At 32.4% G+C, this 15,282-nt stretch carries 15 protein-coding genes and 3 pseudogenes; all 18 read left to right on the top strand.

Annotated elements, in window-relative coordinates:
- Positions 1-250 precede the first annotated feature (250 nt).
- A complete protein-coding gene (locus tag ACCQ42_RS10295) occupies positions 251-823 on the top strand; it encodes a helix-turn-helix transcriptional regulator (RefSeq protein WP_001079938.1) in 573 nt (190 codons plus the stop codon).
- 23 nt (positions 824-846) lie between these two features.
- On the top strand, positions 847-1,203 hold the full coding sequence (locus ACCQ42_RS10290) for a WYL domain-containing protein (RefSeq protein WP_463049207.1): 357 nt from the start codon (positions 847-849) through the stop codon (positions 1,201-1,203).
- 110 nt (positions 1,204-1,313) lie between these two features.
- Positions 1,314-1,973: a dihydrofolate reductase family protein gene (locus ACCQ42_RS01875; RefSeq protein ID WP_000802831.1), complete on the top strand. Its 660-nt coding sequence runs from the start codon at positions 1,314-1,316 to the stop codon at positions 1,971-1,973.
- 809 nt (positions 1,974-2,782) lie between these two features.
- The gene (locus ACCQ42_RS01870) at positions 2,783-2,908 is read left to right on the top strand and encodes an erythromycin resistance leader peptide (RefSeq protein WP_017771940.1); all 126 of its coding nucleotides are present in this window, start codon (positions 2,783-2,785) and stop codon (positions 2,906-2,908) included.
- A gap of 57 nt (positions 2,909-2,965) precedes the next feature.
- Positions 2,966-3,697: a 23S rRNA (adenine(2058)-N(6))-methyltransferase Erm(A) gene (gene erm(A), locus ACCQ42_RS01865; RefSeq protein ID WP_094398249.1), complete on the top strand. Its 732-nt coding sequence runs from the start codon at positions 2,966-2,968 to the stop codon at positions 3,695-3,697.
- 216 nt (positions 3,698-3,913) lie between these two features.
- Positions 3,914-4,438: a phosphotransferase gene (locus tag ACCQ42_RS01860; protein WP_001176020.1), complete on the top strand. Its 525-nt coding sequence runs from the start codon at positions 3,914-3,916 to the stop codon at positions 4,436-4,438.
- A gap of 45 nt (positions 4,439-4,483) precedes the next feature.
- Complete coding sequence (locus ACCQ42_RS01855) at positions 4,484-4,873, top strand: cytidine deaminase family protein (RefSeq protein WP_106460502.1); 390 nt, start codon at positions 4,484-4,486, stop codon at positions 4,871-4,873.
- Complete coding sequence (locus ACCQ42_RS01850; protein WP_019108018.1) at positions 4,864-5,556, top strand: MBL fold metallo-hydrolase; 693 nt, start codon at positions 4,864-4,866, stop codon at positions 5,554-5,556. Before ACCQ42_RS01855 ends, ACCQ42_RS01850 begins: the two co-directional genes overlap by 10 nt.
- A gap of 378 nt (positions 5,557-5,934) precedes the next feature.
- On the top strand, positions 5,935-6,708 hold the full coding sequence (locus tag ACCQ42_RS01845; RefSeq protein WP_410035177.1) for a replication initiator protein A: 774 nt from the start codon (positions 5,935-5,937) through the stop codon (positions 6,706-6,708).
- Entirely contained in the window at positions 6,705-7,532 is an 828-nt protein-coding gene (locus tag ACCQ42_RS01840) for an ATP-binding protein (RefSeq protein WP_410035176.1), read from the top strand. The genes ACCQ42_RS01845 and ACCQ42_RS01840 overlap by 4 nt, the downstream gene beginning before the upstream one ends.
- Positions 7,525-8,010 (top strand): annotated as a pseudogene (locus ACCQ42_RS01835) (PcfB family protein). The gene ACCQ42_RS01840 and the pseudogene ACCQ42_RS01835 overlap by 8 nt, the downstream one beginning before the upstream one ends.
- Positions 8,007-8,741: pseudogene (locus ACCQ42_RS01830) on the top strand (phage antirepressor KilAC domain-containing protein). Before ACCQ42_RS01835 ends, ACCQ42_RS01830 begins: the two co-directional pseudogenes overlap by 4 nt.
- Positions 8,734-9,729 (top strand): annotated as a pseudogene (locus ACCQ42_RS01825) (type IV secretory system conjugative DNA transfer family protein); the annotation flags it as partial. The pseudogenes ACCQ42_RS01830 and ACCQ42_RS01825, both read left to right, overlap by 8 nt.
- 96 nt (positions 9,730-9,825) lie before the next feature.
- Positions 9,826-11,640 (top strand): DUF4368 domain-containing protein, encoded by a 1,815-nt coding sequence (locus ACCQ42_RS01820; RefSeq protein ID WP_410035175.1) that lies wholly within the window; start codon positions 9,826-9,828, stop codon positions 11,638-11,640.
- A gap of 246 nt (positions 11,641-11,886) precedes the next feature.
- Positions 11,887-12,414 carry an RNA polymerase sigma factor gene (locus ACCQ42_RS01815; RefSeq protein WP_316711744.1) on the top strand — a complete coding sequence of 176 codons (528 nt, stop codon included), beginning with the start codon at positions 11,887-11,889 and terminating at the stop codon, positions 12,412-12,414.
- A complete protein-coding gene (locus tag ACCQ42_RS01810; protein ID WP_410035174.1) occupies positions 12,411-13,199 on the top strand; it encodes a hypothetical protein in 789 nt (262 codons plus the stop codon). Before ACCQ42_RS01815 ends, ACCQ42_RS01810 begins: the two co-directional genes overlap by 4 nt.
- Positions 13,180-14,067, top strand: coding sequence for an ABC transporter ATP-binding protein (locus tag ACCQ42_RS01805; protein WP_410035173.1), 888 nt, complete (start codon positions 13,180-13,182; stop codon positions 14,065-14,067). Before ACCQ42_RS01810 ends, ACCQ42_RS01805 begins: the two co-directional genes overlap by 20 nt.
- On the top strand, positions 14,060-15,253 hold the full coding sequence (locus ACCQ42_RS01800; protein ID WP_410035172.1) for an ABC transporter: 1,194 nt from the start codon (positions 14,060-14,062) through the stop codon (positions 15,251-15,253). The genes ACCQ42_RS01805 and ACCQ42_RS01800 overlap by 8 nt, the downstream gene beginning before the upstream one ends.
- Positions 15,254-15,282 lie beyond the last annotated feature (29 nt).

The raw sequence follows: 15,282 nt of genomic DNA, 5'->3' as shown, positions 1-15,282 counted from the left end.
TCTATGTTAGGACTTTTGCAACAGCCCCATCTTTTCTGAAGTACATCCGCAACTGTCCATACTCTGATGTTTTATATCTTTTCTAAAAGTTCGCTAGATAGAGTTCTATATTAGAGATGTAAAGAGTTTTGGTGAAGAGGTTTGTGAGTATGGCTTTTATAACCAGGGTGCAATGAGAAGCACTAACAGCAGCTAGCTTAAGAACGCATAGGATATACTTTTTATGGAAGTCACAGAGGAGGAATAAAATTTGAACAGGATTAACAGAGTAACCTCTATTCTTATTCAGCTGCAATCAAAAAAAATAATTCCTGCCAAAGAAATTGCACAGCGATTTAATATAAGCTTAAGGACAGTTTACAGAGATATCCGGACACTTGAAGAAGCCGGAATACCAATTGGATCTGAGGCCGGAAAAGGATATTTTCTTGTAGAGGGCTTCCTACTTCCGCCGGTAATGTTTACAGCGGCGGAAGTGGGTGCATTGATTACAGCAGGGAAATTTTTAAATTGCCATGGAGATGAATCATTTATAAAGGATTTTGATTCAGCTATGTATAAAATCAAATCTATTTTGAAGCATGGTGAAAAAAACTATGCACAGGAGTTGGAGAACAGTATTAACGTGTACAGCACATCTGGACAGAAAAATACATTGGCGGATAACGTTATTGCAGCAATTCAGACTGCAATCTGCAATAAAAGGGTAATATCAATTCAATATCCTGCATCAGGAGGGCAAGAACCGGAAAGCAGAATGATAGAGCCTATATCACTGGGGTTTTATGAACAGAACTGGTACTTAATCGGTTTTGCAGGCTAAGAAATGAATATAGGAATTTTCGTGTGGATCGGATTAAAAGCATTTGCATAGAAGAAGAGCTCTGTCAAAGCCATGATGGCTCTTTGGAACAAATATTAAAACAAATGCTTTCATATAAAAAACTATATAATGTAATTCTTAGAGCTGAAAAAGGGGAGAGATACAATTCTATCAAGAACAGGTATTCTCTCGGCTTCCTTGAAGAAACCGATTTGGGAAGTAAAATGGAAATCGAATTCCAGACAGATTCCTTTGAGATATTGAGCAAGCAGCTGATTGAATATGGATCAGGCATTGAAATAGTCCAACCTGATGAATTAAAATGCATAACCCGTAAACACCTGGCACAAATTACGAATCACTGCCTAAACTTGATTTAGAGAAAGCGATTGGTCTGTTATGTATTTTTTGTAAGGTTTCATATCCCCTGCTGACATACAGCTGTCAGTGTATTATGATATTCTACTATCAAAAAGGAGGATTGAAAAATATGAAACCAAAGATAATTATGCACACACAAATTAGCCTTGATGGCCGCATTAAAGGCTTTGATAATCCGGAAGTTTACTACCAGGTTGCCGGGGGAATTCATTCGGATGCGGTGCTGTTTGGGTCCAATACTGTTTTTACTGCATTTGAAAAATATCCTGCTGAAACAGAGGCTGATTTTGAGAAAATCATAACAAGCCCGGAGGACCCCAGACCAATAGGAGTCATACCTGACAGCAGAGGTATCTTGAGAAGTCTTCATTGCTTAAGAAATCTTGGATATCTGAAGGAAATTGTCATTCTGGTATCAACTGCCACTCCGAAGGAATATTTGAATTATTTGGAGGAAAGGCATTACCCATATATTGTGTCAGGAAATGATCATGTGGACTATGAAAAAGCCTTTCAGATCCTGCATGAGCAATATGGGTGTAAATACATGCGGACAGACAGTGGCGGAGGATTAACCAACAAATTATTAGAAAACGGACTTATTGATGAAATCAGTCTTGTGATATCACCATGTTTTGTAGGTAATAAAGAAAAACAACTATTTGATAACCTTCTGTTATCTGAAAAAGTTAATTTGGAATTGCAGGGAACAGAGAATGCAGAACATGGCTGTCTGTCATTGCGCTATGCTGTGAAAAATAAGGATTAGTGCAGCATACTTTAAAAAGTGTCTGTTGGGACAGTGTCCTAAAGGAAGCATAAGCTCATGGCTAGCGGCGGTGTTAAAGTAACGGCACTCGGCCCCAATATATAGTTGATATGCCCCTAAGCCTTTGAGGGCAAGGCGGTCAACCGCGCCTTTTCCGGTCCGCATACAGTCGTTCAATGAGGGTATCAAGCTCGGCAATGCGGCGGTGCTTCTCGGTGGTTCGTTTCTTCGCCGCCGTTTTCGGCTAATTCTAATTGATCCGAACTGTAAGGATAAGCAATTATCCGGGGCTAGTTAAGTATCTTAGAGAGGAAGATAAAGATAAGTAAACCAATTTTAAAGTTGTACCGAATAAAGCCTTCAAGAGGACAACATGCTTTTGAAGGCTTTATTGCTTACAATTACTTGGATTGTAACGCAAAAGCAGGCACCAAATCAATGAAAAATAGCCTATCCAGGCGACTGTTTCAGAAATATGGGCTTCCGCCAAGGGGATACCAGTGGGGTGCGACATCTTTTTTGCCCACTCAAGGCACGTTGAAGCAGCAATTCTGATGACGTATTGTGGTTTGGACAAGGAATAATAGGAGTCAACCACAACATGTAGTGGTTTGAGTACGAAAATTGGGTCAAAAACAGGCTAAAAAATACCGTTTTTTGACCCATTTAAATAGGGCATTTGACAGATGACATTTGATGTTTCGGGATTAAAAATCCATAGGGTGAGGTAGATTAGCACAGAACTTTATTGAATAGAGAAATTAAAAGTGATATAATCAGTTGCATAAGGAGGAGTTAAATATGTGTACATGTATTGCAGTAGTAGATATTACTTTATCTCATTTATAATGAAAAAAATTAAAGGAGGTAAAGGTATGGGTATGTTTTCTATATTTGTTATTGAGAGATTTCATTATCAACCAAACCAAAAATAATTGGTTATAATGAGCTCTTAAGATTAGTTCATTATAACCGGCAAGGAGAAGGTTATAATGAAACAGAAAAACCCGAAAAATACGCAAAATTTCATTACATCTAAAAAGCATGTAAAGGAAATATTAAAATATACGAATATCAATAAACAAGATAAAATAATAGAAATTGGGTCAGGAAAAGGACATTTTACCAAGGAACTTGTGGAAATGAGTCAACGGGTGAATGCTATAGAGATTGATGAAGGTTTATGTCATGCCACGAAAAAAGCAGTTGAACCTTTTCAGAATATAAAAGTTATTCATGAGGATATTTTGAAGTTTAGCTTTCCTAAAAATACAGACTATAAAATATTTGGTAATATTCCCTACAATATTAGTACTGATATTGTAAAAAAGATTGCTTTTGATAGTCAAGCGAAATATAGCTACCTTATTGTAGAGAGGGGATTTGCTAAAAGGTTGCAAAATACCCAACGAGCTTTAGGTTTGCTGTTAATGGTGGAAATGGATATAAAAATTCTTAAAAAAGTGCCACGAGCATATTTTCACCCTAAGCCTAATGTAGATTCTGTATTGATTGTACTTGAAAGGCATAAACCATTTATTTTAAAGAAGGACTACAAAAAGTATAGATTTTTCGTTTATAAATGGGTAAACAGGGAATATCATGTTCTTTTTACTAAAAATCAATTAAGACAGGCGCTGAAGCATGCGAATGTTACTGATCTTGATAAATTATCCAATGAACAATTTTTGTCTGTTTTCAATAGTTACAAATTATTTCAATAAATTAAAAATAATTAAGCGTTCTCTAACTTTAAGAGAACGCTTAATCTTATTACATTGAAAAATGCATTCTATTATTTTCAATTATTATGATATAACATAACTATCATTTTACTTATTTGCATATTTGCACGAAAATATAGTTATCGACGACTATTCTGATAATAGCAACTAATATAGTCAATGATAACTCAAAATTTATTGATATAGTAGGTATATGTGCAACTAATTAGGGAAGATTTTAGCTTGCCATTTCTGAAACAGCTAAAACAAGTATTGCGTAAAGAATGCGCCAGTCTTCCCATGGACTTAAAATGCTTGCTTGGGGCACACATAAAACCCCTTGAACAATCTATTGACAGAGTTGAAGGACTGTCGGAGATTCTAAGACGAAGTAATCCTAAAATGGCTCTATGCCATACAGATATTCATAATTGGAACTTGATGCAACGGGATGAGCAGTTAGTTCTAATTGACTGGGAAGGCTTGAAATTGGCTCCAGTAAAAGCTGATCTCATGTTTTTTGTTGATAAGCCATATTATGATGTATTTATGAACATATACCTGAAATTACACAAAGATTTTTTAATCAATACGGATGCTTTGTTATTCTATCATATTAGACGTAAACTAGAAGATATATGGGAGTTTATTGAACAACTTTTATATGACAATCAAGAGGATAAGGAAAGAAATGAAACTATAAAAGTTCTTGATGGTGAACTGAATAACTTAGTGTTTTGAAAAAAGAATAACGTATTATTAAGCTAAATAATATTGGAGAAGAAAATGAATAAACAAGAATTACATCAAATTGCTTTCAGTATAATTAATCATAAAAAGTTACGGAACTTTGGAACTTCAGGGCATGTTGCGTGCGCGTTGGAGACAAATAGCGGTAACATCTTTACAGGAATATGCATTGACTTGCCCTGTTCTATTGGCTTATGCGCTGAACAGTCAGCTATTGCTGAAATGGTAAAGAACAATGAAACTGCAATCAAAAGGATTATCGCTGTATTTGAAGATGGGAGTATACTTCCACCATGTGGAAGGTGCAGAGAGTTTATTGCACAGATAGATAATCAAAATATAGAGACCCAAATTGTATTACCTGAAATGGAAGAAGTGTTGCTGAAAGATTTATTACCAGAAAGGTGGGATGGCAAATGGAACTGAAAAAGATAACTAGCAGGGTCTTTTATTATCCACATCAACCAGAAACTGATAGGCCTATGTTGGCATACTTAAATGGAGATAAAATTGCACTTGCCATTGATGCAGGAAATTCAGCAGACCATGTTGATGAATTTTATAAATCCCTAGAAATCGAGGACCTAAAGAAGCCAGATTTTACTGTCATCACTCATTGGCACTGGGACCATACCTTTGGAATGCATAAAATTCACGGATTGTCCATTGCACACCATAAAACCAACGAGTTTTTGAAACAGGAAAGAGCCAAACTATCTGACAGTGCATATATAAAATTTTTGATAAATGATGATGAGTGCCTAGCTAGAGAATATGTAGATAATAAAAGAATTATTGCCGTTCTATCGGATATCCAATTTGAAAAAGAGCTTACCCTTAATCTCGGTGGAATAACCGCAATGATTTTTCATACGGTTTCACCCCATTCGGAAGATACGGTGCTTATCTATATTCCTGAGGAAAAAATATTGTTCTTGGGAGATTCAACAAGCGAGGATTTCTACAATGATGGGTATATGGATAAAGAAAAATTAATGTCATTAACAAATTTGATAGAAAGTTTCGACTGTAAGTATTGTATTTTAAGTCATGCAGAGCCTCTAACTAAATCAGATTTATTAGATTACTTAAAATCCATTCTAAAATAATAATCCATGAGGTGTATTGATATGTTCCCATCTACCGATAGCCCCAAAAACGCAGTGGATATGTTCCCGAGAACGGACACACTCAAATGACATTCATTCTATCCTCTCAAGCCATGTTGAGACTATAGCGTTGATACAAAAGATATAAATTTAGAAATCCTGCATTTTAAGCAGTTTTATAAGCATTTTGTCTTCGATAAAGATGAAGAAGGATACGTCAAAAAGACCCAAAAAAACTACATGGATGTAAGAGTAGTTTTGCAACTGGTATGAGGAGACACAAAGAAAAATATAATAAGATAAAACCCATTTTACACTTTCTACAAGAGTAGCTTAAATAAGGCTGCTCTTTTTTTATTTCAAAGAAAGGAGGCAGGAATGAATTTTGATTATTTTTATAATAGGCAATCTGAGATGTATAACTTCATTAGGTTACCTATGGTATTAATGGAAGATGAAGTTTTTGAGAGCATTTCTATTGAAGCTAAAGTTTTGTATTCATATATGCTTAATCGAATGGGTCTTTCATATAAAAATGGCTGGATAGATGAAGACGGAAAAGTCTTTATTTATTACACAATTGAAAGCATAAAAGATCAATTTAATTGTGCAAGTGAAAAAGCGAATAAATTAATAGCTGAGCTTGATATTAAATCAGGAATAGGACTGATTGAAAAGAAAAGACAAGGACTGGGAAAGCCTAACAGAATTTATGTTAAAGACTTTATGAGCATATTTAATAATATGGAATTAAAAAATCAAGAAGTTCGAAAAACAAAATTCCAGAAGTTCGATAATCGAAATTCAAGAGATTCGAATATCGAAAGTCAAGATTTTCGAAAATCGGAAGGTAACTATAACAATATTAGTAATAATGAGTTAAGAAAGAATGATTTTAGTAAGGGACAAAAGCCTTATGGAATATATAAAAACATATTTTTGACTGATGAAGAATACAAGGACTTAACAAATGAGTTAGGAAGTAGAATTAGTGACTACATTGATAGGTTGTCGTCATATATGAAAGCAAATAACAGAGTGTATCAAGATTACAAGGCAACGATAATCAATTGGTATCTTAATGATCAGGCAAAAAACATTAATGATAATACAACAAGGAAAATGAATTACGATATAGGAGAGAGTTTATGAAGAACTTAAAAGATTTTGTATTAAGAGAAAATGATATTGAAAGAAATGGACATATTTATTGTAAGGTATGTGATAAAAGAGTCGATGGAGAATTACTTGACCTTGGCTTTACAAAGTTTATTCCCAGAATTAAATGTGAATGTGAAATAAAAAGAGATAAGGAAAATGAAGAAAGAGAAAGACTAATGAAAATATCATCGCTAAAAAGAGATTGTTTCTCATCGCCACTCCAACACCAATATAATTTTGAGAGATTCTTAAATGAAAAAGGTCAAGCTTACAAGGTTGCTTACAATTATGCTAAAAGTTTTGAACAAATGAAGGAAGACAATGTTGGACTTTTATTTTATGGAGATGTTGGTAGTGGGAAAACTTACCTTGCTTGTGCAATAGCAAATGAATTAATCGAAAGAACACAAGTTAGAGTTAAGATTTTGAATTTATCTCAGGTAATAAATCAAATACAAAAATCTGCATTTAAGGTTGATTCAAACGAAATTATAGATAACCTATCAAATATTCCATTGTTAATATTAGATGACCTTGGAATTGAAAGGGATACATCTTATGCAAGAGAACAAGTATATAACATTATAAACTCAAGATACTTAAAGGGTAGGCCGACAATTTTTACTACAAACTTATCATTGGAAATTATTCAAAATCCAAACATTGACCTTGAGTATCAGAGGATATATTCAAGAATACTTGAAATGACAATACCAGTTAAAGTTACGGGAGAAGATTTTAGAAGAAAAATCCATCAAGAGAAGTTAAGAAAATACAAAGAATTACTTTTATATGGAGGTGGAATAGATGATTAATGAAGAAGTATCCAGGTCAAGTCTTAATCTTGAAGTAAGACTTGCAAAAGCAACAAGTAAAGCAATTCTTGATGCCTTAAAGAAAGTACACAAGCAAATAGAAGAACAAGGAGGCTTAAAAAATGTAATAAAAAATAACGGAGAAGAAGTAAAGCTAAAAGATATGGTTAAAAAGGGACAGTTAGAAGAAATTAATCTAAAAGATCCTGAGTTAAAAGAACTAAAGAAAATTTTAAATAAACATGGAGTGAAGTTTTCTATTATGAAAGATAAGGAAACTGGCAACCACTCTGTGTTTTTTTAATCTAAGGATATAAAAGTTATGGAACACGCCTTTAAAAAAGCAGTTAAGGCTTCTGAAAGAAAGGCCGATAGAAAAGATTCAATAACGAAGACTATAAATAAGTTTAAAGATATGGCTAAGGATACCATTAGTAAAGATAAAGTTAAAAATAAACATAAGGAGCAAAGCTTATGATAAGTAATTTAAAAACATTTGAAAATAAAAATTTTGGGAAACTCACTGTTATAGAAAAAGACGGTGAGTTTTTCTTTATAGCTAATGAAGTAGCAACTATGTTAGGATATGTCAATCCGAGGAAAGCTGTTTATGACCATGTAGATGAGGAAGATAAGGGTGTAACGAAATGGAACACCCCTGGAGGAATACAGAATATTTCAATAATTAACGAATAAGGCTTGTATTCACTTATCCTTTCATCAAAACTACCACAAGCAAAAATATTCAAAGCTTGGGTAACTAGAGAAGTTTTACCGAGCATTAGAAAAAATGGAGGATATATAGCTGGTCAAGAAAAGAAAACTAACGAAGAGCTACTTGCAGATGCAATTCTTGTAGCCAATAGAATTATTGCCGAAAGAGAAGAAGAGATTGAAGAATTAAAACCAAAGGCAGATTATTATGACAAATTAGTAGATTATAACCTACTTACAAACTTTAGAAATACTGCCAAAGAGTTAGGAATACCACAAAATCAATTTATAAGTTTTTTAATGGATAAGGGATTAATTTATAGAGATAAGAAAAAGAAACTCTTGCCATATGCAGATAAGAACAAGGGATATTTTGAAGTAAAGGAATGGGTTGATCCACTAGGTACACTTGTAGGAATACAAACATTTATAACACCAAAGGGAAGACACTACCTACTAATTTTATTAGATAGTGAAGGTTTCTACGATGAATAAGATATTAGAAGCCATTCTTTCTGATATTAAAAACCTAATTAAAATAGACAACCCAAAGAAATTTATATTATCAAACATTCCTTATATATCATTCTTCTACATTGGAAATATCTTTTCTAAGCAAATAAATTCTTATGTAGGAGGAGATATTATTGATAGAATAATGGTAGGAATTTCTGATATAGGAACTTTATCTTATATACCAAGTATTAATCCAAGGGACTTGTTAGTAGGTATATCAGTTGCTGCTACTGTTAAGCTAATTGTTTATAGTAAAGGTAAAAATAAAAAGAAATATAGGCAAGGCAAGGAATATGGATCTGCAAGATGGGGAGAAAGCAAGGATATTGCTCCATACATTGACCCTAAGTTTGAAAACAATGTTCTTATAACTAATACCGAAAGACTAACAATGAACTCAAGACCTAAAAACCCTAAATACGCTAGAAATAAAAATGTATTAGTAATAGGTGGTTCTGGATCAGGTAAAACAAGATTTTATGTAAAGCCAAATCTAATGCAAATGCATTCTTCCTATGTAGTAACAGATCCTAAAGGAACACTTGTGTTAGAGTGTGGAAAAATGCTTTATGAAAATGGATATAACATAAAGATATTAAACACAATAAACTTTAAAAAATCTATGAAATACAATCCCTTTGCTTATTTGAGAAGTGAAAAAGATATTTTAAAGCTTGTTCAAACAATTATTGCCAACACCAAGGGAGATGGAGAAAAGGCAGGAGAAGATTTTTGGGTAAAGGCTGAAAAGCTATATTACGCTGCTCTCATCGGTTATATCTATTATGAAGCACCAGAGGAAGAAAAGAACTTTAAGACGCTTTTGGATATGATTGACGCAAGTGAGGTCAGAGAAGATGACGAAACCTATATGAACCCCATTGATAGGCTTTTTGAGGCTCTTGAAAAGAAAGACCCAAGTCATTTTGCAGTTAAGCAATATAAGAAATATAAGCTGGCAGCAGGAGTAATAGAATTAAGGAGAACACTTAATCACTGTTTTAGTGAAATATGTACTTCTTAATTCTTTTTTATTTAAGAAATTAAGAGGAAGGAGGAAAAAGTGAGGAATTTTGAAAAGATAACAGCACTCTATGAGAGATTAAGTCGAGATGATGAACTTGAAGGAGAAAGTAACTCAATCGTTAATCAAAAGAAAATCCTTGAAGAATATGCAAGTAAGAATAATTTAACCAACATTATCCATTTTACAGATGACGGAATAAGCGGGACACAGTTTGATAGACCAGGTTTTATGGAAATGATGAATGGAGTAAATACTGGAAATATCGGTTGTATCATCGTAAAGGATATGAGTAGACTCGGCAGAGATTATCTCAAAGTCGGTCAATGTATGGAGATATTAAGACAAAAGGGCGTAAGACTGATTGCTATCAATGACAATGTAGACAGCTTTTACAGAGAAGATGATTTTACCCCTTTTAGAAACATTATGAATGAATGGTATGCAAGAGATACTTCAAGAAAAATACAATCTACATTTAGATCAAAAGGAGAAAGCGGAAAGCATACGGCAAGCACTCCACCTTATGGCTACATCAAAGATGAAAAAGACAAAGATAAGTGGGTTGTAGATGAAAAAGCAGCACAGATAGTAAGACGAATATTTAATCTTACAATGGACGGAGCAGGACCATACAAAATAGCAAAGATACTGGAAGCAGATAAGATAGATATACCCGCTTATCATCAGCAAAAAATGGGATATGGATTACATCAAAGCAAAAACTTTGAATATCCTTATCGTTGGTGTAGTTCTACAATTGCCAGTATCTTAAAGAAAAAAGAATACTTAGGGCATACAGTTAACTTTAAAACAAGAAAGCATTTCAAAGACAAGAAAAGTAAATATGTATCCGAAGATAAATGGCTCATCTTTGAAAATACTCACGAAGCAATCATAGACCAAGAAACCTTTGATAATGTACAAAGAATACGAGGGAATGTAAAAAGGTATCCAGATGGTTGGGGCGAATATCATCCATTAACAGGACTGATGTATTGTGCAGATTGTGGAAGCAAGATGTATGTTCATAGGACAAATAACTATAAGAATATTCCTTATTATGTTTGTAGTAATTATAAGAAAGTGCCTTGCGGAACGCTATGTCCATCAGCTCACAGGATAAAAGCAGAAGTAGTCTTAAACCTTATCCAAGAAACATTAAAAGATATAAAAAATTATATTGATGAAGATAATGAAGTCTTTACCCGTTCCATTCAAAATGAAATGGAAGAAAAGGAAAAAGTAGAAATAGAAAAACAAAGAGTAAGGCTAATTAATAATAAGTCGAGGATACAAGAGTTAGAAAGGCTTATGTGCCGTATTTACGAGGATATGATACTAGAAAAAATACCAAGTAGTAGATATGAGATACTTAATAGCCAATACGAAATAGAGCAAAGAGCTCTAAGTAAAGAGATTGAAGACTTGGAGCTTGTAATATCAAGATATGAAAATGAAACAGATAGGGTAAGAAAATTCATATCCATTATTAGTCGTTATGAAAACTTTAATGAACTTACAAACACAATGATAAATGAATTTGTAGAGAAGATTATCATTCATGAAAGGGATAGAAAAGGCAGTCAAACATCAAAGCAAAAGATAGAAATATATTTTAACTTCATCGGAAATTATGAAGTTCCAAAAGAAGAATTAAGCGAAGAAGAACGATCAAAACTTGAGGAAGAAGAACGAAAAATTAATGAGAGAAGGGACAGACTTCATCAAAATTATCTAAAGCGTAAAGCAAATGGAAAACAACAGGAGTATGAGGAAAGGTATAAGGCAAGGAGAGAACAGAAAAAACTAAAAAACTTAAAAAACAGGAATACCAATAAGATAGTAAACTAATTTTCCCACTATTAATTGATATTCTAAAAAAATATTAACCATTTTTTGCAAGATGATTTTAGTATTGCTGAAATGATGAGACTGTTAGATAATATGAGATATATTTATTGTTAATAAAACCTTGAAGAACAGTACGAATAAAAGAGATAAGAAAATATTTTTCAAGATATAAAAAACTATCTTTTTTTGTATTACAATCGTTATATATTATATAAGGCTATTTTAGAGGTAGGAGAATTGTTAGATATGAGCATAGATTTTTTTCTTGTCTGTCGCATTAGAAATGGTGATGATAAGGCTGCAGAAATAATAATTCGAAAATATTATAAGAAAGTCTTTGACTACTGCAAGTATCATTCCGAGAATATACATACAGCCGAAGATTTAACACAAGAGGTATTTTTGATTTTTTTAAAGAAAATTGATCAATATAAACATAGGGGTAAACTTTTAAACTATTTATATACGATTGCTCGCAATAAGTGTATTGATGAGAGAAAAAAAGAAAGTAATAAAGATATTTCAATTGAATGTATTGACTATGAGGTATCATCAAGTTTTAATGAATCCGAAAGAACAATAGAATATTTATATGTTAGGCAAGCGGTTGAAAAACTACCATCAGATATTAGAGAAGTTATAATCATGTATTATTTTCTTGATATGAAACAGCGAGAAATTGCTGATATATGTGGCATTTCATTAGAACTTGTAAAATACAGACTGAAGAAAGGTAAAGAAATGATAAAAAAGTATCTGGGAGGTGAAATATGAAAAAGATGAATTTTTTTGAAGATAGACTAGAAAAAATTCTCAAAAATATGAATAAACAAAATGAGCAGAAACCGTCTAAGGAAGCGATAGATAGTTTAGTTCTCAAAGCTAGAGAATTGATCAATAGCAAAGACAATGAAAGTAGAATTGGATTTATTGAATTTATTATTTTACAAGTCAAAATCATGAAAAAAGAGTGGTGGCTTGCACAAGCATTTTTGCTTTTTATTGCAGCAAAATGGTTATCTATTTCGGATGGCGAAGCTTATGTACAAAGAGGATTAAGCATAATAGCCTCATTGTTTATTATACTTGTAATTCCTGAGTTATGGAGGAATATTGAGAATAAATCAATAGAGATTGAGGAAACTTCAATTTTTAATTTGCGAAAAATATATGCAGCTAAACTTATAGCTTTTGGTTTTGTTGATACTACTATTTTGACACTATTTTGTATTTATGCTGTGCAAATGCAAGAAATCATGTTTGCAGATATTTTAAAGCAATTTATATTTCCAATTATGATTGCTTCAATGATTTGTATGAAGGCATTTTCTGGAAGAAAATATTTTAACCAACTTATAACAATGATTATATGTGTTGCTGCAAATATGGTTTGGATGATAATTGTATTAAACGAGAATATCTATTTAAAAATAACTCCTTTTGTTTGGGTGGTGATGTTTAGTACAAGTATCTTATTAACAATTTATTATATTAGAAAAGCCTTACACAATAACATTAGACAGTTGGAGGTAAAAATCAATGAGTTTAGTTTTGAATAAAGTAAAAAAAAGTTTTGGAAATATGAAGGCTGTTGACAATGTTTCTATTGAAATGGAAGAAGGTCTATATGGATTACTTGGTTCAAATGGTGCAGGCAAGACTACGCTTATGAGAATGATATGTACCGTTTTGAAGCCTACAGAGGGTTCTATATGTTATGATGGTATGGATATATTTAATATGGATGCTCAATATAGGGATATTATAGGATATCTTCCACAAGAATTTGGATTTTATCCTAATCTTAGCGTAAAAAAGTATCTTGCCTATATTGCTTCGTTAAAAGGTTTAAAGAGTAAAGTTGCAGAAAGACGTATTGATATTTTACTAGAAACAACGGGAATGAAGGAACATTCGCTTAAAAAAATGAAAGAACTATCCGGAGGAATGAAGAGGCGTGTAGGTATTGCTCAAGCATTATTAAATGATCCTAAAATACTTATACTTGATGAACCTACGGCTGGACTTGATCCAATTGAAAGGATAAAATGTAGAAATTTATTAGGTGAACTTGCAAAAGGTAAGATTGTACTTTTATCTACACATATTGTTTCCGATATAGAAGCTATTGCCAAGAAAGTATTTGTCATGAAGGAAGGGAAAATTATAAAAGAAGGTACAGTTGAAGAATTGTGTTCAAACATTCCTTGTAAGGTTTGGCTGTATTGTTTAAATACTGATGAAGCAGAAGAATTTATCAGTAGATTTAAAAGTTCTATCAGTGCAATAAATAATAATGGGAAATATACAGAACTAAGAATTTTATCAGAAAATAAGCCTAATGAAAATGCTAGGCGTGTTGATGCCACACTTGAAGATTTGTTTTTCTATTACTTTGGGATAGAAGGTGGAAATAAATATGATTAAACATGAAATTAATATAGTATTTAGTAATCGTATAAATAGGCTTGTATTACTATTTTTATTGGTCATAGCAGTCGTTTTAAGCATATTTGCTGTTTGGAGTGTAAGCTATGTTGACAAGGATGGAAATACACATAATGGGTTATTTGCTGCAAGGCAATTAACTGAAGCTAAAGCTGAATATGCAGGGAAGTTAAACTCTGATATTTTTGAAGATATAGTAAATACAGATAAGCAAATTAAATGTGAATATGGAAACAAAATTCCAGAGAACATATACGCTAATAATATACAAAAATATATGGATATAAAAGATTTTATGGTTAGCACTATATCTTATGGAGGGGATATAGACTATACAAGATTTGATACATTAGATTCAGATATGGCAAGAAATATGTATGCTATAAGAGATGATAACATTGTTCACTTAATCGACGAATATGGAACTACAGAGGAGAAAATAGAGTTTTTGAAGAAACAATATTCAAAGCTTGTTACTCCATTTGATTACGCACCTGCAGATTCATGGATTACTATGGGGCTATATGCAACAACATATGCAATAATATTGATTATATCTATATCATTTATTACATCTGGAATATTTTCTGAAGATTTCAAACTGAAAGCAGAGTCTGTATTCTTTAGTACAAAATTAGGTAGAAGCAGGGGGACTAAGACTAAGATAGTAACAGGATTGTTTATGGCTACAATTATTTATTGGGGAGCAATGCTTATTCTTTCAATTATATCCTTTGCATTTATGGGTGTAAGTGGAGCTAATTCACCAATTCAAATTGAATATAGTTATTGCATGTACAACTATACATTTTTAGAAAGATATTTTGTTATTATGCTTGCGGGTTATGTAGGGAGTTTGCTTTCAAGCGTGTTGACAATGCTTGTATCAGCTAAAACACATTCACCACTTATAAGCTTATGCGTTCCTATGATATTATTTGTGGTCTCTCCATTTATTGGTAGAGTATTACCGTTTGATGGCTTTTTCAACATAACACCGGATCAGTTAATAAATGTATATAACTGTATTAAGATACCTTTATTGTATCAATTTTTAGGGAATGTAGTTATGCAGATACCTATGATAATAGTGATGTATTCGATTATTGTAATAATAACGATTCCATTTATTTATTCAACATTTAGCAAATGTTGTCAAAACTAAGTTTCTAAATAATCAGCTAAAAAGTGGTA

The sequence above is a fragment of the Anaerococcus kampingae genome (assembly GCF_046365475.1).
Taxonomy (GTDB): domain Bacteria; phylum Bacillota; class Clostridia; order Tissierellales; family Peptoniphilaceae; genus Anaerococcus; species Anaerococcus kampingae.
Note: the sequence above shows the minus strand (reverse complement) of the source record. Positions and strands in the feature narration are given on the sequence as shown.